We start from the raw sequence: 20,251 nt of genomic DNA on the forward strand, positions 1-20,251 counted from the left end.
TTATCATAACATTGCAACCACATTTTTTGAAATTATTTATTTTCTTCTTTTAATTGTTTGAGCAAGATTCCAATCGTGTTGACGAGTTCTTCTTGCTTGACTTCAATTGTCTCGCCAGTCTTCCGGATCTTCACTTCAACAATCCCATCCTGGGCCTTCTTACCAATTGTGATCCGGATAGGAATCCCAATCAAATCAGAGTCGGCAAACTTAACGCCGGCCCGTTCTTTCCGGTCATCGACCAGGACATCATAACCAGCAGCACTTAGTTGTTGGTCAATTTCATCAGCCATTGCCATTTGTTCGTCTTTCTTCGCGTTAATTGGAATAACGTGAACATCGAATGGGGCAATGCTATCAGGCCAGACAAGCCCATTTTCATCAGCATTTTGTTCGGCAACTGCTGATAGCAAGCGGGTAACACCAATTCCGTAGCTTCCCATAATCACGTCGGTCAGCCGTCCGTTATTGTCGAGTACCTGGGCGCCTAGTTTGCTGGAGTAGTGGGTTCCCAACTTGAAGATATGGCCGATTTCAATTCCCGGAGTGAACTTAAGGGGCTTCCCGTCAGGGGCAATTTCCCCTTCCTGAACATTCCGGAAGTCGCCAAACTCATCAACCCGGAAGTCACGGTCAATGTTGGCATTAATGTAGTGATAGCCGTCTTCGTTAGCCCCACAAGCCATGTTGACGAGGACCTTGACATAGTTATCAGCAATAATTTTTACCTCTTCGCCAACACCTACCGGGCCCAGTGAGCCAGGGTGAGCATTAAGGTACTTCTGGGTGTCTTCTTCACTCGCTAATTCGAGGTCTTCGCACCCTAACACATCCGTTACCTTTGCCTCATTGACCTCATCGTCACCGCGCATCAACACAAGGACCGGTTGAACTTCATCTTCACTCATCTTCGCCATGTAAAGCATTGACTTAACCACTTGGTTCGGGTCAAGGTTAAGGCTTTCGGCCGCTTCGTCAACTGAGTGCGCACCAGGAGTGGCTTCCTTTGTAAGTTCTGCTGGGGCATCTGTCTGTTGAACACCGGTAAACTTGCTTGTAGCCTTCTCAAGGTTAGCAGCATAATCACCATCAGTGTAGGCGATAATATCTTCCCCCACTTCAGCAGGTGCAGAGAATTCTTGGGAGTTCTTTCCCCCCATTGTTCCAGAGTCTGCCAAGATTACCTTGTAGTTTAGACCCACCCGGTCAAAGATATTGCGGTAGGCCTGAGCCTGCTTGTTGTAGGCTTCATCAAGGCCTGCCTGGTCAGCAGAGAAGGAGTAGCCATCAAGCATTTCAAATTCCTTTCCCCGCAAGACACCGTAGCGCGGTCGATCTTCGTCACGGAACTTATCCTGAAGTTGGTAAACAACGAGTGGTAACTTCTTGTAGGACTTAATACTGTCACGAATAACTTCGGTGAAGGTTTCTTCGTGTGTTGGGCCAAGGATAAAGTCCCGTTCCCGCCGATCTTTTAGCTTAAAGAGGTTTGCGCCATAACTTTCATACCGGCCAGATTCTTTCCACAAGTCTGCCGGAAGAAGCCCTGGCATTAACATTTCGACAGCATCCGCCTTGTCCATTTCATCACGGATGATATTTTCAACTTTCCGGATAACCCGGTAAGCCAATGGCAAATAGGACCAGACCCCAGCGGATACTTGGTAGATGTAGCCTGCCCGAATCATCATTTGGTGGCTAAGGGCTTCGGCATCACTTGGTGCCTCTTTCTTCGTTGGAATTAAAATTTTCGACTGCTTCATTATAAAATTTCTCCTTTAATCTCTCCAAATAGTTAACGAATAAAATATCTTTGAATATCATTCCAGGTCACAAGAATCATTAGGGTTAACAAGATTAGGAACCCAATCATTGTTACAATTCCCTCTGCCTTTTCAGGAATTGGCCGCCTTATTATTGCTTCAATGATATTTAGCAACAGTTTTCCCCCATCCAATGCGGGAATTGGCAATAAGTTAACAATCCCTAAGTTAATTGATAAAAGGGCGAGGAAATTTAAGACCCCGTTAACTCCCAGCGCGGTCGCTTGGGATGTCCCCGCATAAATTGCAACGGGGCCTCCCAAGTCGTTAAGGCTAAAGCCATGGGTAACCATATGGCCTAAGACGCTGAAAATCAATGTCCCTGCTTGAACAAATTGTTGCCAGCCAAAGTTGATCCGGGCAGCAAAGCTCGTTGCGGTCTCTTCCATAATACCAATCTGGCCAACCTTTTGGTGGTTACGTTCAATAGCCTTCGGGGTTAGCTTTGTTTGACGACTCTTACCATCACGCTGGTAGGTAATTGTTACTTGCTTCCCCGGGTGGCTAGAAATACTTGTCGATAAGTCAGTCCAGTCACTGATTTTGGTATCATTAACCTTCGTAATCCGGTCACCACTAGCAAGACCAGCCTTGGCCGCCACGGAGTTGTCATTAACTTTCCCTAACTGGTTACTATTGGTTGGCACGCCCGCTAGCGTAAAACCAAGAATGACAAAAACCACTAGCGAAAGGATGAAGTTATTCATCGCACCGGCAAAGTTTGTCATCATCCGGGCCGGGAGACTGGCTGATTGGAATTGAACATCCCGGGGGGCAATTTGGACTTCTGTTCCATCGCGTTCAATGATCATCGCATCATGGTTAACGTGATAAAGCTTAACCTCACTCTCATCACCGTTAACGTATCCTTTAATCCACAACTCGTCTTCGAGGTCACAATCGACCAGCTGGAGCGGGATTCCTTGAAAGAGGGTTGTCTTATCACTAGCGTTAATGCTCGTAACCTCGTGGCGATCGTTCAGCTGGATGGTTAACGGTGTCCCTGGCTTTAATTCATCCTGATCTTCATCATCAGCACCCGCCAGCCGGACATAGCCCCCCAGCGGGAGGATTCGAATGGTGTAGGTTGTGCCATTTTTTCGTTTCCACCAAATTTTCGGTCCCATTCCAATTGAGAATTCACGGACCAAGATTCCTGCACGTTTAGCAAAGAAATAGTGACCATACTCGTGAACAAGGACAAGGATTCCAAAAACAATAATAAATGTAATAATTGTTATTATCAAAAAATCTCTTCCTTACGTTTAATTTAGATGATCCCTAATAAGTGGAGCATCGGCATTACAACGAGCATACTGTCAAAACGATCAAGGATGCCACCGTGGCCCGGTAAGATCTTACCGGAATCTTTTACCCCATAGTAACGCTTTAGGGAGGATTCGATTAAATCACCGAATTGCCCAAAGATCGACAATACGAGGGTCACCACGATCATCGTAAGCCAGCCGTTAACAACTGGGAAGAAATGACAATAGATGGCCAGGATAACTACTGCTGCAAGAGTCCCACCAATTGAGCCTTCCCAGGTCTTATTAGGACTAATCTTTGGTGCCAGCTTATTTTTACCGATCTTGCGACCAATCAGGTAAGCGCCACTGTCGGTAATCCAAACAATGAACATCCCGTACAGCAAGGTCTGAAGGTTAATATCCCGGGCACCGATAAAGAAATGGAAGCCCATCCCGATATAAAGCATCGCGAGGGTTAACACCCCAGCATCATCGAAGGTAAAACGCTGCTTACGAATTACCGTATGCAATAAGAGAAGCAATACCAAAATATAAAAGCCAAACCACCGGGTTGCAACACTCGGCAAGAATGTTAACCAACTATCCGGGAGCACCAATAAGGCCACTCCCAAGTAGCTAATAATTGCTTCAAATGAGATGACAAACATCCTTTTCATCACCAGCACTTCGGACATCGCAACGATTCCTAAAACAACCGCTGCCAGCGTTAGTGGCCAGTGACCGTAGACAATTAGCGGTATAAAAATAGCGAGGCCAATAACTGCCGTAATAATTCTTGTTTTCAAAACTATTCCCCCATCTATTATTGATTTTTCAAGCCACCGAAGCGACGGTGACGGCCTTGAAATTCAATGATTGCCGTCTTTAATGACTCACCATCGAAATCAGGCCAGTGTTCTGGTACAAATTCTAGCTCACTATAGGCAATTTGCCAAAGCATAAAATTACTAATCCGCTCTTCGCCACTTGTCCGAATTAGCAAGTCCGGATCAGCATACTCCCCCAGCTGGGCAGACATCATGTGCTGGCTCAGCATTTGTTCGTCAATCGTCATGGGGTCAATTTGACCGTCTTTTACCGCCTGACCAATCTTCTTCATTGCACGGGTAATCTCATCCCTGCTCCCGTAGTTAAGGGCAAAGTTCAAGATCATCCCATTGCAGTCAGCTGTGTCAGCAATCGCATCTTTAACCGCCTTTTGGGTCTGCTCAGGGAGCTTAGTGATGTCCCCCATCACCGCAACCTTAACGTTATGTTTAACCAGGTCGGGCACAAAGGTCGAAAAGAAGCGAATCGGCAACTGCATCAGATAATTAACTTCTGATGACGGCCGTTTCCAATTTTCGGTTGAAAAAGCGTAGAGTGACAAGACCTTAACGCCAAGATCACTTGCCGCAATGGTTACCTTTTTTACGGTCTGCATCCCTTGTTTATGACCTGCAACTCGTGGAAGGTGACGCTTTTGAGCCCAGCGGCCGTTACCATCCATGATTATCGCAATGTGGTTAGGAATGCGTTCCAAATCAAGCTGTTGATCATTTGCTTCACTTTTATTTTTGGAAAACACTAACTGTTCCTCCATTACTATTTAGTTTTAATGGCGGACGAGCCGTTAAGTTAGCCTTAACATTGACCCTTCCTTGCCCATTAATTATAGCTTTTATTATACCAGACGCAAAATTCATTGTGCCAGTTAGCCTTAATTTGTCGGGACTTTTTAATTCAATTTTCCCGATAAATGTCAAACAAAAAGGGAAGTTGCGATCAAGCCACCGCAGCTTCCCCCTTTTAGTTTAGCCTTCCATTAATTCCTTTTCTTTTGCATCTGCAATTGTTTCAAGGTTTTTAATGCCGGCATCGGTCTCATCCTGAACCTTCTTTTCAAGGTCGTGGAATTCATCGTCGTTAAAGTCACCGTTCTTGTTACCCTTCTTTAGGTCATCCATTGCTTCACGCCGGACGTTTCGAACAGCGACCTTGGCCTTTTCAAGTTCCGCCTTAACGTCTTTTACTAGTTCTTTCCGCCGATCTTCCGTTAATTGTGGAATAATCAACCGAATTGAACTACCATCGTTTTGCGGGGTTAAGCCAAGGTTTGAAGCATAAATTGCCTTTTCGATTTCATCCAATACACTTTCATCGTATGGTGAAATCAAAAGTTGCCGTGCTTCAGGAATGGTGATTGAAGCAACCTGGTTCAATGGTGTCGGGGCACCGTAATATTCAACCTTGATTGGGTTTAACAAGCTGGCATTTGCTTGACCAGCCCGAATGTCAGCTAATGTCCGTTGAAGGGCATCCCCTGACTTCGCCATCTTTGTCTTGGCATCATTTAAAATATCTTTTCCTGTAGCCATATTATTTATCTCCCTCAATTGTTGTGCCGACTTCTTCACCAGTAACAACCTTCATGATGTTCCCTGGCGTATTCAAGTTGAAGACAACCAATGGAATATGGTTGTCCATTGATAATGAACTAGCAGTCGTATCCATTACATGCAAATTCTTTTCGATAATGTCCATGTGAGTCAAGTGGTCAAACTTAGTAGCACTCTTATCCTTATTTGGATCAGCAGAGTAAACACCATCAACACCATTCTTCCCCATCAAGATCGCATCAGCGTTAATTTCAGCTGCCCGCAATGCGGCGGTGGTATCAGTTGAGAAGTATGGACTACCAGTCCCGCCGGCAAAGATTACAATCCGGTGCTTTTCAAGATGACGAATAGCCTTGCGCCGAATGTATGGTTCAGCAATCTGCCGCATTTCAATTGACGTTTGCACCCTTGTTGGGACATCAATTGATTCAAGCGCATCCTGTAACGATAAAGCATTCATAATTGTGGCAAGCATCCCGATGTAATCTGCTTGTGCCCGTTCCATCCCGAGCTCGGCACCAGTGACACCACGCCACATGTTACCACCACCAACAACAATCGCAATTTGTACACCTAGGTCGTATACTTCTTTTAATTCTTTTGCAACATCCTTTAACACAGGGGGGTTAATTCCAAAACCCTTGTCGCCGGCTAATGCTTCACCACTGAGCTTTAAGATAACTCGCTTGTACTTAATGTCTGCCATGCTATATCCTCCTTGAATTTGCAAGTTAATTTTTAAAAAAGGACGCACTACATTGAGTACGTCCCCCTAGTAGACCGAACGCTTAGTTCATTTGGTCCTTAACTTCTTGAGCAAAGTCGTCTTCCTTCTTTTCGATTCCTTCGCCGACTTCGTAACGGATGAATGACTTCAACTTACCATCCTTGCTTGAAACGTATTGTTCAACAGTTTGGTCTGAATCCTTAACAAAGTCTTGGTCAGCTAAGCAGATTTGTGATAAGAACTTGTTTAAACGGCCTTCAACAATCTTGTCAACGATCTTTTCAGGCTTACCTTCGTTTAAGGTTTCTTCCTTAAAGATAGCGCGTTCGTGTTCAAGACGGTCAGCAGGAACATCATCACGAGTCATGAATTCTGGGTTGATTGCAGCGACGTGCATTGCAACATCCTTAGCAACAGCATCGTCAGCACCATCTAAGACAACTAAGGCTGCAATTTGACCACCTTGGTGTAAGTAGGCACCAAAGCTGTCGCCGTCGTTCTTTTCAACAACCGTGAACCGGCGAAGGCTAACCTTTTCACCAGTCTTTTGGGTTGTGGCAATAATGTCATCGTTCAATGTGCCGTTTTCAGTCTTGATTGCCAAGGCTTCTTCAACATTAGCTGGCTTGTTTTCGCTGATTAACTTAGTAACCTTCTTTAATAAGTCCTTAAATGGGTCACTAGCAGCAACGAAGTCAGTTTCTGAGTTCAATTCAACGATTGCCGCAGTGTTGCCGTTAACTGCAATATCAGCTAAACCTTCAGCAGCAACACGGTCGCTCTTCTTGGCTGCCTTAGCGATTCCCTTTTCACGAAGGTAATCCATTGCCTTGTCCATGTCACCATCACTAGCAACTAATGCCTTCTTGGCATCCATGATACCGGCACCGGACTTCTTACGTAATTGCATAACTTGAGCAGCTTTAATTTCAGCCATGATGAAATCTCTCCTTTATAACCTATCGATTTTTATAAAAAGGGCTGTTTAGTACTCAGGCCACAATGGTCCGTACAAAACAGCCCAAGAATTAATAACAAATGTTAGTCTTCTTTGCCTTCAACACTGTTCTTCAAGTTCTTTAATGAATCTTCAGTAACAGTTTCGTTAGCGTCGTTGTCGTCAGCAACTGCTGGTTGTTGAGCGTCATCTTGACCTTGCTTACCTTCAACAAAGGCATCAGCCATCTTTGAAGTGATCAGACGTACGGCACGAATAGCGTCATCGTTTGATGGGATAACGTAATCAATGTCGTCTGGGTCAGTGTTGGTATCAACCATGGCAACGATCGGAATGTTTAACTTTTGTGCTTCCTTAACAGCAATTTGTTCCTTGTGTGGGTCAACGATGAACATAACATCTGGGATCCGTGGCATATCTTCAATACCACCAAGGAAACGTTCAAGCTTTTCACGTTGCTTAGTCAAAACAGCAACTTCCTTCTTTGGAAGGACATCAAAAGTACCGTCTTCGCTCATTTTCTTGAGTTCCTTCAAGCGAGCGATCCGTGATTGAATCGTCTTCCAGTTGGTCAACGTACCACCTAACCAACGGTGGTTTACGTAAAATTGACCGGCACGAGTTGCTTCTTCTTCAATTGCATCTTGTGCTTGCTTCTTCGTACCAACGAATAAAGCAATTCCGCCATTAGCAGCAACATCCTTCATGTAGTTGTAAGCAGCATCGATCAACTTAACAGTCTTTTGTAAGTCAATGATGTAGATACCGTTACGTTCAGTAAAGATGTATTCTTCCATCTTTGGGTTCCAACGACGAGTTTGGTGACCGAAGTGGACACCTGCTTCAAGCAATTGCTTCATAGTAACTACAGACATAAAAAATACCTCCAAATTGTTTTTTCCTCCCCAGTCTTCACCTGGCAATGGGACTTATAAAGCACCCTCATCACCATCATCCTGGGTGTGAAATTGGCGTGTGACACCGACATATAGTATACAAAAAAGCTTGCTAGCTGACAAGCTTTTTCCCCACTTAATTTCAAGATTAAAACTGAACTAACTTATCAGAGGTCCCCGTCGTGATCAAGTCCAGGTTAGCTGACAAGCTCATCTTAACCATATTTTCGATTGCCTTATCCGTATAAAAGGCAATGTGCGGCGTTATCAAGACGTTAGGCCGGTTGACTAACTTCTTAAAGGCCGGATAGTCAACTGCTTCCTCACTGATGTCTTGGTTAAAGATCTTGGTTTCCTCAGTGAGAACATCAAGGGCCGCGCCCCCTATTTGACCACGATCTAATGCCGCGATCAGGGCATCTTCATCAATCAATGGTCCCCGCGCAGTATTAACAAGCAGCGTCCCCGGTTGCATCATTGCGATTGTCTCCTGGTTAATCATCTTATCGGTTGCGGGGACGTGGGGGAGGTACAAGGAAATAACCGTCGCCCGCTTGTACAGTTCTGGCAGGTCCACATATTCGACAATCCCGGCCAATTCTGGATTGTGGTGCCGGCTATAAGCAATCACCTCTGCACCAAAGCCCGCAAAGATCTTCGCAGCCGCCGCCCCAATATTACCGGTCCCGACAATGCCGACAACTTGCTGATTCATTTCTGCCGCAATCGTCGGTGCCCAGTGATAATTACCCTTGGCCATCTTAAGAGAAAACTCCTTCGTCCGGCGTAAGAGGTTCATCGCCTGCGTTACCGAAAACTCCGCGATGGCAGCTGGTGAATACACCGGTACATTGGTAATTTGAAAGCCAAGTTCCGTGGCTAACTGGTGGTTAATGTTATCAACCCCGACATTCCGCAATGACATTTTGGTAATCCCTTTTGCCGCCAGTTGTTTCAAAGCCGCATCCGGGTAAGGTGCCTGTTGGAAGACGACAACCCCATCGCTCCCCAGTGCCAGGTTAACACTGTCCTCATCCAACTGCTTGGTGGTTGTTGAAACGACAACGTCTGGATGGGCCGCTTTCCATTCTTCAATGAATGGAACTTCGTCTGCGTAAACCCCGTAAACATAAATCTTCATGATAATCTTTCTCTCCATTCTGCAAGGTTAATGCCGTGCTCGCGTAGGTACAATTCCTTTTGCCGCCTTGTCTGGTGCTTAAAGTGGTATTCCGCACTAAGCGCATCATGTTTAGTACTGAACTGCTCAGAATAAAGCAGTCGTAACGGGTGCCGCTTCTTTACCTGCGTATATTTGGCCCCCCTATATTCCTGGTGGGTCTTAAACCGCCGCGCTACATTATCGGTAAAACCACAGTACAAGCTATCATCAGCACAATACAAGACATAAATATAATAACTTTTATTTGCCATAGAGCAACTCTTTTACTTCCGGCAAGTAATTATCCTGGTCATCACTAACCACTAGTGGCGGGACAACTTTCATCCCCCCAGGCTTACCATCTTTAATTACTTCTAATAAGAGAATATTCGCATCCCTGTCAGCTTTCGGGTGGATAAACCTAATCCTCTTCGGTGCCAGGCGACTCTTTTGACACTGGGCTAAAATCTCTGCCAACCGATCTGGACGGTGGACTAAGTAGCCATGCCCATTCATCTTCAACAGGCCACTCATCTGCTTTAATACCACCTGCAAGTTAGTTGCAATCTCGTGGCGGGCAAGTGCAAGGGCCTGGTTCGGATTTTTTTGGCTCTTCGCCGTGACGGGAAAGTAGGGTGGGTTGCAAAGGACCACGTCAGCGGAGTCTTTGGGAATGTAATCATTAACGTCAGCGATATCAATGTTTAGCACCGAATACCGCTTTGTCAGGTCATTTAATTCGATAGTTCTCTTTGCCATATCCGCAATTTGTGGCTGCAACTCGACTTCGGTGAAGGTCCCCCCTAGTTTGCGGTGCAAAAAAAGGCCGATTGCCCCATTGCCAGCACACAGGTCGACCACCCTTAATTTATGGCGGTGATTAGGACGGACAAAGTCGGCTAATAAGACTGCATCCAACGAAAATGCAAAAAAATGCGGGTTCTGAATAATCTTGACGTCTTGACTATAAAGTTGGTCAATTCGTTCGTCTTTTTGCAATAAATTTGTGTTCTCCATAACTCTCTCCATTGATATTCCTACTTGCAAGATTGGCAGATATTCGTCATACTGATGGTCAGAAACCTAATTTGTAATAGATTGGAAGATCAGTATGCTTTATACATTCCTTGTAAGAATCGTTAATCCTTTTTTAACGTTAATTAACGGGCGCGCCAAAATCTACAACCGCGAAAATATTCCTAGCGGCAATTACATTATCGTTGCGCCCCACCGGACATGGATGGACCCCGTTCTTCTTGCCCTGGCAGTCTGGCCGAAAAAATTTAGCTTCATGGCCAAAAAAGAGCTGTTTAAAAACCCCCTTGCAAATAAATTCTTGCGGGCCCTAAACGCCTATCCAGTTGACCGGAAGAATCCTGGTCCGTCCGCGATCAAAAAACCTGTCACCCTGTTGAAGAAGAGTGACCTGTCAACAATTATCTTCCCTACCGGGTCAAGATATTCGGCCAAGCTTAAGGGCGGGGCAACGGTAATTGCAAAGATGGCAAACGTCCCCCTTGTTCCAGCAGTTTATCAGGGACCATTAAAGTTTAGCCAGCTCTTTTCGCGGCAAAAACGGCACATTGCTTTTGGAAAGCCAATTTATGTCGACCGCAAGCAGCGGCTGACCCCTGAAGTCCAGGCAGATCTTGAAGCAAAGATGCAATCAGCCTTTGATCAACTTGATCGGCAAATCAATCCAGATTATAAATACATTATGCCTCCTAAGCCCAAGGACGATAATTTCTAAGTTAACAAGTAATATAAAAGGATGTGATAAAATCACATCCTTTTATATTACTTACGATTTGACTTTTTAGCTTGTGCTTGCATCGCTTGCATCATTTGATGTAATTTACGATTTGATGGCTTTTGTCCCATTTGGAGCATCATCGTCCGCAGCATATCTTCCGAAATCGGTGGATTATTGCGGAGGTAGTTTTCCATGTACTTACGTGCACCAAAGAAGCCAATAACTAAACCAACTAATAGCGCAAGGATCATCAGCATGATTGTCATACCCACAATTACTTCCTCCTTTGCTCATTACCTTTCCATATTACACGAAAGAATATTTTTTGAAAAGAGCAAATCACTATTAATCGTCACGAAGGCCCTTTTTACGTTGAACTTCCCGGACCTTTTCCGGTGTAACTTCATTCCCCTCTTTGTCAAAGATTCGCATCATTTCGATGTTGCTGCGCATCGCTTCTCTAAAGTTCTTCAAGTATTCCTTGCGAAGACGAGCCCGTTCTTTGGTCTCCTCTTCTGTCAATCCTTCTTTTTTGTTTTTATGAGCGAGTTCATTGATTCGCTTCAGTAGTTGTTCTTGTTCTTTTGATTCAGCCATTCTTACATCTCCTCTAACTGATTAGATTTTACCGATTTTACCAAAAATGTGCAAATCGCGAACGTACGTTTGAAAAACACTGGCAACTATGATAAGCTTAACACAATTAATAATAATGAGGTGTCAATATGGGAAAGCCAACAAAAAACAAACAAATGGCTGTACTTAGTTACATTCACAGACAAGTAGAAGATCACGGCTATCCACCGACTGTCCGCGAGATTTGCAGTGCAGTCGGCCTCTCTTCAACTTCCACCGTCCACGGCCACATCAACCGCTTAATCGAACAAGGCTTCTTGCACAAGGATCCTTCTAAGCCCCGTGCTTTAGAGATTACCCCCAAGGGATATGACCTCCTCGGTGTCAAGCCCTTGCAAAAGAAGATTCCAATGCTTGGGGTTGTCACTGCCGGCCAGCCAATCCTTGCCGTCCAAGATGCAACAGAATTCTTTCCTATTCCACCTTCAATCCAAGACAATAATGACCTCTTCATGCTGACGATTCGGGGAAGAAGCATGGTAAAAGCAGGGATTTTCAATGGTGACCAGGTAATTGTTCGTAAGCAATCGACCGCTAAAAATGGTGACATCGTCATTGCAATGAACGATGACAATGAAGCAACCTGCAAGCGTTTCTTTAAGGAAAAGAACCGTTTCCGTTTGCAACCTGAAAATGACACAATGGATCCAATTTTTTTACCAAACGTAACAATTCTCGGAAAAGTTATTGGCTTATTCCGTGACCATATTTTTTAACCATCAAAAAAGTGCGACTCATCGGTCGCACTTTTTTATTTCCGCTCATAAAGTCGTTGATGGTTTTTCTGCCCTTTTAAGACAAAGGGGAGTGGATCATTTCTGGTATCAAATTCAACATCGTCAGCATTCATCCCCAGCTGACCGTTAAACATCTCCTCGTATTCTGCCACCGAAACTTGGTGGCGGTTTGCAAGGTCTTCTTTAACATTATTCATGTAGTTTTGATAACCTGGCTCAAGAATTCCCGTATAGAATTCTCCTTCTGCCCCTGAGCCATAGCTGAATAAGCCGAGACGGTCACCAGCCTTTAATTGCCCATTTTGGAGGAGCGACATAACACCAAGGTACAGCGACCCAGTATAAAGGTTCCCCACCTGCCGACAAAAAGCCTGACTCTCAGTAAGGTGTTGCCGGAGACGATCAGCAACCTCGTCGTTGCGGTCAGCAAGAAGAGCATCTAACGCCTTTTTCCCCATCTTAGTAAATGGCAAGTGGAACGCGATTGCAGTAAAGTCGGCCAAATCACGCCCCGTAATTTGTTGGTAACGGGTAAATGTCTGCTTGAAAAAGTCGATATAGACATTTGTCGAGTATTTTCCGTCCACCATTGCTTCACTAGCATAGACTGGCCGCCAAAAATCCATTACGTCCTTGGTATATGAAACCGTCGTCTCCTCCAGGCTTAAAATATGAGGGTCGCGAGAGATCAGCATTGCAACGGCTCCGGCCCCCTGGGTAACTTCACCAGCAGTATTGAGGCCGTACCGGGCAATATCTGATGCAATCACCAACACCGTCTCCTGCGGATTCAATGCCACTAGCCCCTTTGCAAACTGGATTCCTGCAGTTGCAGAGTAACAAGCCTCTTTCATCTCCACCGTCCGGGTAAAGTCGTCCAATCCTAATAAGTGTTTGATGTAAATTGCACTAGCTTTCGAGTTGTCGATTCCCGACTCAGTCGCCACAATCACCGTTGACACACGTTTCGCCAATTCTGGCGTTAATAACTTCTTGGCAGCAGTTGCCCCGAGAGTAACGATATCCTGGCTAGCAGGAACTACCGCTTGCCGATCCTGGCCGATCCCAATCGTGAACTTATTGGGGTCAACTCCCCGCGCGGTTGCCAAATCGACCAGGTCTAAGTAATCATTCGTCGTCGCAAATGCCATCCGATCAATACCAATTTTCATCTAATTTCACCCTCACCTTGTGTCGTCTGATAAGTATTATATATCACAACTAATTCATTTTATCCATTGTTTGGTTTAGCAATTCGTCAACCCGGTTATTTCCCGCATTGCTTGCGTGCCCCTTCGTCCAGTCAAAATGAAGGGCTGGAAACAAGGGCAGCACCGCCAATAATTCGACCCATAAGTCCTTATTTGCTACCGGCTTGCCAGCAGCCGTTTTCCAACCACGACGTTGCCAGGAACGCAGCCACCCCTTCATGATCGGGTCAAGAACATAGTGGGAGTCCAGAATAGCAAGGATGGACTCATTTTGCAGGCCGAGCTCTTGCAAGCGTTCCAGGGCCATTAACAAGGCCGTGATTTCCATCTTGTTATTAGTGGCCCCTAATTCACCAGCCGTTCCCTCGTAACGGTGACCACCTGCTTCAATTAGGTATGCCCAGGCGGCCTTATCGTCACTCTTTACGTGTTGTCCCAGCTTATTACCATGGTTTCGCGATCCCCCATCGGTATAGAGACGGACTGTCGCTTCACTTATTTCTGGCTGGGAAGCGGCTACTGGGCGCGCCGTTGCGGTCAGCCATGATGTCGCTTCTGCTTGTGTTGCAAAGCCCTTAAACTTAGCACCTGGGTAACCGGTAACCTGGCGCTGACATTCTGCCCAGGTCGTAAAGATTCCCGTCTGCCGGCCAGCCTTGACCGCGTAATACTTCTTTGCCATCTTTTTCCTCCATTTTTCTCAAGTGCTTTCCCATTATATCATTAACTAGTGCGGTAACGCGGCAATAAACCGTTGGCCGACCGCACGGAGTTTAATATCTTTTCGCCATACCGCCTGGACAGTTGTCTGCCACTCTGCACACTCAACGGCCACCACTTTTTTATTTGCGTAGCGGGCGGCAATTGATGCTGGCACCAGTGCCACGCCCATCCCCTGGTCAGCCCATAAAATAGCTGTTCGCGCGTCATCACACTTCACCGCATAAAAGGGGACTACCCCATGGTGGGCAAATGTATCATTAAATAAGGCGGCAAAACGACGGTAGAGGATTAGCGGCTGTTGCCCTAGGTCTGCTAGCGTTAGTGGTCCAGCTGGCAGATCAAAGTGCTGGGAATCAAAAACGGCCACCATTCCTTCCGTGATTAGCTTTTTCTTCATCAGTCCCTGCATATTAAAGGGGGTACGGACAATTGCAAGGTCTAATAAGCCATTGTTTAACATCCGGGTTAGCTCATACGTATTCCCCTCCGTAATCTGAAACGTAACTGCGGGATAGTAGCGGGTAAAGTTTTTTATTGCTTGATTAAAGAGCAACTCACCTGCCGATGATATTAAGCCCAGGTTAATATTTCCAAGGGTCCCCGCTTGCCCCCGTTGCAACTCTTCTTGAACGTTATCCGTTAAGTTAACCATTTTTTGGGCATACTGCTGAAAGATCTTCCCTTCCTCAGTTAACTCAATTCCGTGCGCTGACCGCAAAAATAGCTTTACTCCCAGTTCCTTTTCCAATTGCTTCAACTGGTAAGAAAGAGGTGGCTGGGTTGTATATAAAAGCTTGGCGGCTGATGTAATCTGGTGTTCCTGGGCCACCACTAGGAAATAATGTAATTGCTTTAAGTTCATGGTTTACCTCAAGATATCTAATTATTATATATCTCTTATAATAAAATGGTATTTTATTTTATACAACTCCTCCGGTAAACTTTAACTTGATTTACCAAAGGAGAGATACAATCAATGAAAAATCAACGGAGTCAACATCTTCATCACCATAAATTAAAGTGGCTAGTTCTTATATTAGTCAGTTTAATACTTATCGTGGTCGGCTATGTCCACCAGCGAATTTCTTCTGCCAGTAAGGAAATGATGACCAGCCAGGCGGCCGCTTTACCCCAGCAGCTAAAAGAGAAAAAACCATTTAGCGTCCTCGTCATGGGAACAGACGTCGGTGCGCTTGGCCGGGGAACAAGCTATGCAGGGAATACCGATACGATGGAATTAATTACCGTAAACCCTCAGCAACAACGCACAACGATGATTGCCATCCCCCGTGACACCCTCGTCCGTGTTGATACTAAAAAAGGACCCGACTATGTCAAAATCAATGCGGCTTACGCCATTGGCGGGGCTGAACAAGCAAAAAAGCAAGTCGCCGAACTACTCGATGTTCCGGTTGACTACTATGTCCTTACTAACATGGGGACCCTGCAAAAGATTGTCAATGCCGTTGGCGGGGTCGATGTCGATAATCCATTTGCCTTCACATACGAAGGGCACCATTTCAAAAAGGGTCAGCAACACCTTAACGGGAGCGACGCGCTGAAGTATTCCCGGATGCGCTATGACGATCCGAACAATGATTATGGGCGGCAAAAACGGGGGCAGCAAGTCATTGAATCCGCAATTTCTTCCTTCAAGGACCACGGTTCCGTGAGCGCCGCTAATGAAATTATGTTAGCAATTCAAGAAGGCGTGCGGACTGACCTCCCCGTCAATAAAATAACCGCCCTGTATCTCAACTACCATCCCGCGATGAACAAAACAGTAAAGGACCATTTACAGGGAAAGGATGCTATCATTGAACAAACATCATTTCAAATTGCCCCACCTCGTGAAATAAGCCGGGTCTCAAAGCTGGCACGTCGCTCGTTAGGCTTGGCACCAAAAGGTAAGATCAGTAACTATGAAACTGCCATGTACAACGAGCAAACAACGTGGAACGGTTACAACCACTTAAAGTTTACCCTCCCAAACGGCGCCAAATATAACTGCCCAGGTAGTGGCAATTAAATCTACTACCCGGGAGATAAAATTTTCTAACCAAATACAAGTTAAAGGACACGTGCCGCCTAAATATCAAAAAGCACCCGGTAAATGTTATCGCAGCATTTACCGGGTGCTTTAGTCTTTAAAGGAGACAGGGGGATTTGAACCCCCGCACGCTTTTACACGCCTAACGGTTTTCGAAACCGTCCTCTTCAGCCACTTGAGTATGTCTCCATTTCAACTTTTTTATTGTAACAAAAAACTCAAGAAGCGTAAAGTAAAAACGGCGGGGAATTAATTCCCGCCGTTTTACTTTAGTTAGCAATATCGTAAGTCATCTGCCCGTCCTTTGCGGTATAGAGTGCCTTACTTGAGTCACCAGGGTTCATAATACTGATTGAGTAGCCACTCCCCAGGGCCTTCGTTAATTGACCTGAGTTACTCTTGATTGACTTCGTCAGGTTTGACCAGCCCATTTCACTAGCCTGGCTTGGGTCTTGGGCCAACGCATTCAGTGCTTCAACCGTATTATCGTCAGTTGGGGTAATTTGGAAAGTCTTGTTATCCTCATTGTAATCAACCGACCCAAGCTTAGAGTACCCCTTTTGCATCTGCCGCAGGACTGCCATTTCTTTACTTTCCTGCTGGGCGGAATTCATGCTTGAATTGCCGATTGCAAAATTATTGGAAAATGACGAGATATTCCCTGACTGGGCAACTTGTGACGAAGAGGTTGCCTGCTTAGCTTGGTTATTATCCTTGTGAAAGTATGGGAGATTAATTGTCCCGTAAACGATTGCCGCAATACTTAAGACAACAATGATCGTCCCACTCTTCCATTCACGGTACTGTTGCCACGAGTTTGCTAAGTAAAATCCACCAAGGATTAAAAACAGCGCACCCATTATTACTAGGAAAATCATAAAATAACTTGCTCCTTTTTCATATTACATACTGTCATTGTTGCGCAATCACATCAAAGATGCAATGGCTTAATAAAAATGTTTTTAAAATTAAAGAAGCGGCACTTTTTCAGGCCGCTACTCAATTAGAATTCCATCAATGCTTTCATGTCGTAGTCTTTAATCTTGTCACGCCCATGAAGGTCTTTTAATTCAATTAAGAACGCACAGCCAACGACAACGCCGCCCATTTGCTCAACCATATCAATGGTTGCAGAGATGGTCCCACCAGTTGCAAGTAAGTCATCAACAACTAACACCCGTTGGCCAGGCTTAATCGCATCAGCTTCCATCTGCAAAGTAGCAGACCCATATTCAAGGTCATAAGTTGCACTGATCGCCTTTCGCGGTAATTTTCCCTTCTTCCGTGCCGGGGCAAATCCAACCCCGAGCTCCCGGGCAATTGGACAACCAACAATAAATCCCCGTGCTTCAGGACCGACAACCATGTCAACTTTCTTGTCCTTGGCATAATCCACCAGTTCATCAGTTGCTTGCTTAAAAGCAGCACCATCTGCCATCAATGGTAAAATGTCCCGAAAGATAACCCCCTTTTCAGGATAATCAGGAACACTGGCAACATACTTATAAAGGTCTAAAGCCATGATATAAATAGTCTCCTTTAGTTTAAATTAAGAAATTGTAGTAACCATTTTGCAACGGTCGCAGCATCGTTAAACAATAACTGTTGTTCAATCTGATATTGGGCTAGCTGTTCTTTATAACGCTTCGTTTGTGTCAAGTCAGTCTTCTCATTATCTGGGCTAAAGCTCAACACGCCACTCTCTATTGTAACAAATCCTGCCTCAGAAAACACTTGAATCATGAAATTTAATCGCCTTTCATTGATTTTTAGGTACTCACTCACTGCCCGGCGCTGCTGTGGCCAATTAAGCTTCTTTTGCTGGTAAATAAATCGGTAAAGGATGGCAAAGTCATTTCGTGACGGCATCCCTGCTAAGTAAGCGCTCCGGCGTTGGTACAAGAATAACCGAATGCTGGCTGGCTGCCCTTTATCATTAGTGAAGATGTCCCGTAACTCTCCCGCGCTCGGTGGACAATCAACAAGGGTGACTGGGCAATCAGTAAAGTCTTTTTGCTGCGCATCAGCAACGGAGAGCACATGTCCCGGGGTAACGTGTGGTGTAATGTTTTCCCGCAGTTTATCGTCATTCACTACATAATAGTCATTACTCGTGAATAACTGGGGACTGAGCTTATTCGTCCGTTCATCAATCACTACCGTTCCCGTAATTTGCAGGTCCTCAAGCATTAACTGAACCGTCCGCTTCCCCCGCCATTCATTGATGCCGATCTTGAAGACAAGACTGACCTTCCCAGTTGGCGAGGCAAGTAGTGGTGCTAACTGTCCAGCCCCAAAGGCAATCACGGTAATGTTTCCCTGGTCACCAGCAACCATAAATTTTAAGTGCTGGTGATCCTGTCCCATTGTCTTAACATCGGTAACCCGGACATCGTTCATGATAAAAAGTGGTTCATCATTCCCCGGCCCAAACGGCGCCAAGTGCTGAATCTCGGTGAAGAGTTGCTCGTTTATTTCATCCGGCATTACTTCTTGGGAAACAACGAGGGGCTGTTTGCTGGTGGGATCAAAGTGCTGCTTGTCTGCTTCAGCGTTCAATGCCGCTTGCAGAGCAGGAAGGTTTCCCTGTTCGATCGATAGCCCACAGGCTGCTGGATGGCCCCCAAAGGTCGTTAATAAGTCCCGGTGAGGATCCAGTGCCTTAAAGAGGTTAAAGTCAGCAAAACTACGCCCCGACCCCTTTAAGACATCCGGATTACTCTTATCAACAGCAGCGACAATTGTCGGCTTACCGGTTTGGTTCATGATCCTACTAGCAACAATTCCTAAAACCCCCTGGTGCCAGTCATCACCAGTGATCACTAGGACTTTGTTTTGCTGGTTTTCCGCTTTGGCTGCTTGCTGGGTGGCTTCCTTCATAATATTGGCGACCAGTTCCTGCCGCTGTTTGTTGGCCTGGTCGACCCGCTGGGCTAACTGCTGGGCAGCATTCTCGTCAAGCGTTGTTAAGAGTTCAACCCCTTCACTAGCATCAGCGATCCGACCTAGTGCATTGAGTCGGGGAGCAATGCCAAACCCAATATCTTGCCCGGTTAGGTTGGTCGGGTTAATATTGGCCAGCTTCATCAGCGCGGCAAGTCCTGGGCGCATCCCCTGCTTTAACTGCTGAATCCCGGACGCAATTAAGCTACGGTTTTCGTCAGTTACATTTACCACATCGGCAATTTCACCAATTGCGACCAAGTCAAGTTCCTCCACCGGAAATTCATCCGTTAATGCCCAGGCAACTTTAAGAGCGACCCCTACTCCTGATAAATCAGCAAAGGGGTAGTCACTGCCCGGGTAACGGGGATGGACGATGGCAACCGCATTCGGCAGTTCTGCCGGTAATTCGTGGTGGTCAGTAATAATAACATCAACACCATCAGCCATCACCTGGTCAATCACGTCTTTGCCACTCACCCCATTGTCAACGGTCACAAACAGCTGGGTGCCGTCATCAATCAACCGCTGGTAAGCTGCCAGATTGGGCCCATAACCATCCGTAAACCGGTTTGGCACGTAGTAATTGACATTAGCCCCCACCATCTCAAGTGTCTCGTACATCAACGCGGTACTTGTGATGCCGTCAGCGTCATAATCACCATATACCGTAATTTTTTCATTATTCGCCACTGCTTGTTCAATCCGTTCAACCGCCTTATCCATGTCATGAAGCATGTGGGGGTCATGAATTGTTTCCATTGACGGCGTAAAAAAGTCTTGTGCCTGCTCTGCGGACGTAATCCCCCGCTGCACAAGAAGGGTTGCAAGAACCCGGGAAACTTTTAGCGCACTACTTAAATTCCCCACTGCTGTTGCTGACGGGGCTGGCGCTAGCTGCCATTTATATTTTGAATCCACCATCTAAGTTAAACCACCATTTCATTGCATCCTTAAATCATAAAGCTAATTGAGGTTCAGAA

22 protein-coding genes and 1 tRNA gene are annotated in these 20,251 nt (G+C 45.6%); 3 read left to right on the forward strand and 20 right to left on the reverse strand.

Going from position 1 to position 20,251, the window contains the following annotated elements:
* Positions 1-32: 32 nt before the first annotated feature.
* The 11 genes from CZ502_RS09920 to CZ502_RS09970 form a co-directional block, all read right to left on the reverse strand.
* The gene (locus tag CZ502_RS09920; protein ID WP_076462110.1) at positions 33-1,763 is read right to left on the reverse strand and encodes a proline--tRNA ligase; all 1,731 of its coding nucleotides are present in this window, start codon (positions 1,761-1,763) and stop codon (positions 33-35) included.
* A gap of 32 nt (positions 1,764-1,795) precedes the next feature.
* The gene (gene rseP / locus CZ502_RS09925; protein WP_076462113.1) at positions 1,796-3,070 is read right to left on the reverse strand and encodes an RIP metalloprotease RseP; all 1,275 of its coding nucleotides are present in this window, start codon (positions 3,068-3,070) and stop codon (positions 1,796-1,798) included.
* A 23-nt stretch (positions 3,071-3,093) separates the two neighbouring features.
* Complete coding sequence (locus CZ502_RS09930) at positions 3,094-3,879, reverse strand: phosphatidate cytidylyltransferase (RefSeq protein ID WP_076462115.1); 786 nt, start codon at positions 3,877-3,879, stop codon at positions 3,094-3,096.
* 17 nt (positions 3,880-3,896) lie between these two features.
* The gene (uppS, locus tag CZ502_RS09935) at positions 3,897-4,676 is read right to left on the reverse strand and encodes an undecaprenyl pyrophosphate synthase (protein ID WP_076462117.1); all 780 of its coding nucleotides are present in this window, start codon (positions 4,674-4,676) and stop codon (positions 3,897-3,899) included.
* Between the two features lie 211 nt (positions 4,677-4,887).
* Complete coding sequence (frr, locus tag CZ502_RS09940) at positions 4,888-5,451, reverse strand: ribosome recycling factor (RefSeq protein WP_076462119.1); 564 nt, start codon at positions 5,449-5,451, stop codon at positions 4,888-4,890.
* Between the two features lies 1 nt (position 5,452).
* Complete coding sequence (gene pyrH / locus CZ502_RS09945) at positions 5,453-6,178, reverse strand: UMP kinase (RefSeq protein ID WP_076462120.1); 726 nt, start codon at positions 6,176-6,178, stop codon at positions 5,453-5,455.
* 82 nt (positions 6,179-6,260) lie between these two features.
* The gene (gene tsf, locus CZ502_RS09950; RefSeq protein WP_076462122.1) at positions 6,261-7,136 is read right to left on the reverse strand and encodes a translation elongation factor Ts; all 876 of its coding nucleotides are present in this window, start codon (positions 7,134-7,136) and stop codon (positions 6,261-6,263) included.
* A gap of 104 nt (positions 7,137-7,240) precedes the next feature.
* Positions 7,241-8,032, reverse strand: coding sequence for a 30S ribosomal protein S2 (gene rpsB / locus CZ502_RS09955; RefSeq protein ID WP_076462124.1), 792 nt, complete (start codon positions 8,030-8,032; stop codon positions 7,241-7,243).
* Between the two features lie 169 nt (positions 8,033-8,201).
* The gene (locus CZ502_RS09960; RefSeq protein ID WP_076462127.1) at positions 8,202-9,194 is read right to left on the reverse strand and encodes a D-2-hydroxyacid dehydrogenase; all 993 of its coding nucleotides are present in this window, start codon (positions 9,192-9,194) and stop codon (positions 8,202-8,204) included.
* Positions 9,191-9,487, reverse strand: coding sequence for a GIY-YIG nuclease family protein (locus CZ502_RS09965; RefSeq protein WP_076462129.1), 297 nt, complete (start codon positions 9,485-9,487; stop codon positions 9,191-9,193). Before CZ502_RS09965 ends, CZ502_RS09960 begins: the two co-directional genes overlap by 4 nt.
* Complete coding sequence (locus tag CZ502_RS09970; RefSeq protein ID WP_076462131.1) at positions 9,477-10,232, reverse strand: tRNA1(Val) (adenine(37)-N6)-methyltransferase; 756 nt, start codon at positions 10,230-10,232, stop codon at positions 9,477-9,479. Before CZ502_RS09970 ends, CZ502_RS09965 begins: the two co-directional genes overlap by 11 nt.
* 94 nt (positions 10,233-10,326) lie before the next feature.
* Here CZ502_RS09970 and CZ502_RS09975 point away from each other — a divergent pair, with 94 nt between their 5' ends.
* A complete protein-coding gene (locus tag CZ502_RS09975; RefSeq protein WP_076462132.1) occupies positions 10,327-10,965 on the forward strand; it encodes a lysophospholipid acyltransferase family protein in 639 nt (212 codons plus the stop codon).
* 47 nt (positions 10,966-11,012) lie between these two features.
* Here CZ502_RS09975 and CZ502_RS09980 read toward each other — a convergent pair whose 3' ends face one another.
* Both CZ502_RS09980 and CZ502_RS09985 read right to left on the reverse strand, forming a co-directional pair.
* The gene (locus CZ502_RS09980) at positions 11,013-11,240 is read right to left on the reverse strand and encodes a YneF family protein (RefSeq protein WP_143457291.1); all 228 of its coding nucleotides are present in this window, start codon (positions 11,238-11,240) and stop codon (positions 11,013-11,015) included.
* A gap of 73 nt (positions 11,241-11,313) precedes the next feature.
* Positions 11,314-11,565 (reverse strand): DUF896 domain-containing protein, encoded by a 252-nt coding sequence (locus CZ502_RS09985; RefSeq protein ID WP_076462133.1) that lies wholly within the window; start codon positions 11,563-11,565, stop codon positions 11,314-11,316.
* A gap of 128 nt (positions 11,566-11,693) precedes the next feature.
* On the opposite strand from CZ502_RS09985, the gene lexA reads away from it, so the two are divergent.
* Positions 11,694-12,320, forward strand: coding sequence for a transcriptional repressor LexA (gene lexA / locus CZ502_RS09990; protein WP_076462135.1), 627 nt, complete (start codon positions 11,694-11,696; stop codon positions 12,318-12,320).
* A 35-nt stretch (positions 12,321-12,355) separates the two neighbouring features.
* Here the strand turns inward: lexA and CZ502_RS09995 are convergent, their stop codons facing one another.
* From CZ502_RS09995 to CZ502_RS10005, 3 genes are read right to left on the reverse strand one after another with little or no spacing between them, the layout of a single operon-like run.
* The gene (locus CZ502_RS09995) at positions 12,356-13,513 is read right to left on the reverse strand and encodes a hydroxymethylglutaryl-CoA synthase (RefSeq protein ID WP_076462137.1); all 1,158 of its coding nucleotides are present in this window, start codon (positions 13,511-13,513) and stop codon (positions 12,356-12,358) included.
* Between the two features lie 49 nt (positions 13,514-13,562).
* A complete protein-coding gene (locus tag CZ502_RS10000) occupies positions 13,563-14,234 on the reverse strand; it encodes a ribonuclease H family protein (protein WP_076462139.1) in 672 nt (223 codons plus the stop codon).
* Between the two features lie 45 nt (positions 14,235-14,279).
* On the reverse strand, positions 14,280-15,137 hold the full coding sequence (locus CZ502_RS10005) for a LysR family transcriptional regulator (protein WP_076462141.1): 858 nt from the start codon (positions 15,135-15,137) through the stop codon (positions 14,280-14,282).
* Positions 15,138-15,251: 114 nt separating this feature from the next.
* On the opposite strand from CZ502_RS10005, the gene CZ502_RS10010 reads away from it, so the two are divergent.
* Entirely contained in the window at positions 15,252-16,304 is a 1,053-nt protein-coding gene (locus CZ502_RS10010) for an LCP family protein (protein WP_076462143.1), read from the forward strand.
* Positions 16,305-16,426: 122 nt separating this feature from the next.
* Here CZ502_RS10010 and CZ502_RS10015 read toward each other — a convergent pair.
* From CZ502_RS10015 to recJ, 4 genes are all read right to left on the reverse strand, one after another.
* Positions 16,427-16,514 (reverse strand) — tRNA-Ser (locus CZ502_RS10015).
* A gap of 80 nt (positions 16,515-16,594) precedes the next feature.
* Complete coding sequence (locus CZ502_RS10020; protein WP_076462145.1) at positions 16,595-17,203, reverse strand: hypothetical protein; 609 nt, start codon at positions 17,201-17,203, stop codon at positions 16,595-16,597.
* Between the two features lie 125 nt (positions 17,204-17,328).
* The gene (locus CZ502_RS10025; RefSeq protein WP_076462147.1) at positions 17,329-17,847 is read right to left on the reverse strand and encodes an adenine phosphoribosyltransferase; all 519 of its coding nucleotides are present in this window, start codon (positions 17,845-17,847) and stop codon (positions 17,329-17,331) included.
* Positions 17,848-17,864: 17 nt separating this feature from the next.
* Complete coding sequence (recJ, locus tag CZ502_RS10030; protein WP_076462149.1) at positions 17,865-20,192, reverse strand: single-stranded-DNA-specific exonuclease RecJ; 2,328 nt, start codon at positions 20,190-20,192, stop codon at positions 17,865-17,867.
* Positions 20,193-20,251: the final 59 nt, after the last annotated feature.

The sequence above is a fragment of the Limosilactobacillus caccae genome, from assembly GCF_900156885.1.
Classification (GTDB): Bacteria; Bacillota; Bacilli; order Lactobacillales; family Lactobacillaceae; genus Limosilactobacillus; species Limosilactobacillus caccae.

What these genes read in the sequence shown, in the direction of transcription:
- CZ502_RS09920 (WP_076462110.1), bottom strand. Translation starts at nt 1,763, where the DNA reads ATGAAGCAGTCGAAAATTTTAATTCCAACGAAGAAAGAGGCACCAAGT.
- uppS (WP_076462117.1), bottom strand. Translation starts at nt 4,676, where the DNA reads ATGGAGGAACAGTTAGTGTTTTCCAAAAATAAAAGTGAAGCAAATGAT.
- frr (WP_076462119.1), bottom strand. Translation starts at nt 5,451, where the DNA reads ATGGCTACAGGAAAAGATATTTTAAATGATGCCAAGACAAAGATGGCG.
- pyrH (WP_076462120.1), bottom strand. Translation starts at nt 6,178, where the DNA reads ATGGCAGACATTAAGTACAAGCGAGTTATCTTAAAGCTCAGTGGTGAA.
- tsf (WP_076462122.1), bottom strand. Translation starts at nt 7,136, where the DNA reads ATGGCTGAAATTAAAGCTGCTCAAGTTATGCAATTACGTAAGAAGTCC.
- rpsB (WP_076462124.1), bottom strand. Translation starts at nt 8,032, where the DNA reads ATGTCTGTAGTTACTATGAAGCAATTGCTTGAAGCAGGTGTCCACTTC.
- CZ502_RS09960 (WP_076462127.1), bottom strand. Translation starts at nt 9,194, where the DNA reads ATGAAGATTTATGTTTACGGGGTTTACGCAGACGAAGTTCCATTCATT.
- CZ502_RS09965 (WP_076462129.1), bottom strand. Translation starts at nt 9,487, where the DNA reads ATGGCAAATAAAAGTTATTATATTTATGTCTTGTATTGTGCTGATGAT.
- CZ502_RS09970 (WP_076462131.1), bottom strand. Translation starts at nt 10,232, where the DNA reads ATGGAGAACACAAATTTATTGCAAAAAGACGAACGAATTGACCAACTT.
- CZ502_RS09975 (WP_076462132.1), top strand. Translation starts at nt 10,327, where the DNA reads ATGCTTTATACATTCCTTGTAAGAATCGTTAATCCTTTTTTAACGTTA.
- CZ502_RS09985 (WP_076462133.1), bottom strand. Translation starts at nt 11,565, where the DNA reads ATGGCTGAATCAAAAGAACAAGAACAACTACTGAAGCGAATCAATGAA.
- lexA (WP_076462135.1), top strand. Translation starts at nt 11,694, where the DNA reads ATGGGAAAGCCAACAAAAAACAAACAAATGGCTGTACTTAGTTACATT.
- CZ502_RS09995 (WP_076462137.1), bottom strand. Translation starts at nt 13,513, where the DNA reads ATGAAAATTGGTATTGATCGGATGGCATTTGCGACGACGAATGATTAC.
- CZ502_RS10000 (WP_076462139.1), bottom strand. Translation starts at nt 14,234, where the DNA reads ATGGCAAAGAAGTATTACGCGGTCAAGGCTGGCCGGCAGACGGGAATC.
- CZ502_RS10005 (WP_076462141.1), bottom strand. Translation starts at nt 15,137, where the DNA reads ATGAACTTAAAGCAATTACATTATTTCCTAGTGGTGGCCCAGGAACAC.
- CZ502_RS10010 (WP_076462143.1), top strand. Translation starts at nt 15,252, where the DNA reads ATGAAAAATCAACGGAGTCAACATCTTCATCACCATAAATTAAAGTGG.
- CZ502_RS10020 (WP_076462145.1), bottom strand. Translation starts at nt 17,203, where the DNA reads ATGATTTTCCTAGTAATAATGGGTGCGCTGTTTTTAATCCTTGGTGGA.
- CZ502_RS10025 (WP_076462147.1), bottom strand. Translation starts at nt 17,847, where the DNA reads ATGGCTTTAGACCTTTATAAGTATGTTGCCAGTGTTCCTGATTATCCT.
- recJ (WP_076462149.1), bottom strand. Translation starts at nt 20,192, where the DNA reads ATGGTGGATTCAAAATATAAATGGCAGCTAGCGCCAGCCCCGTCAGCA.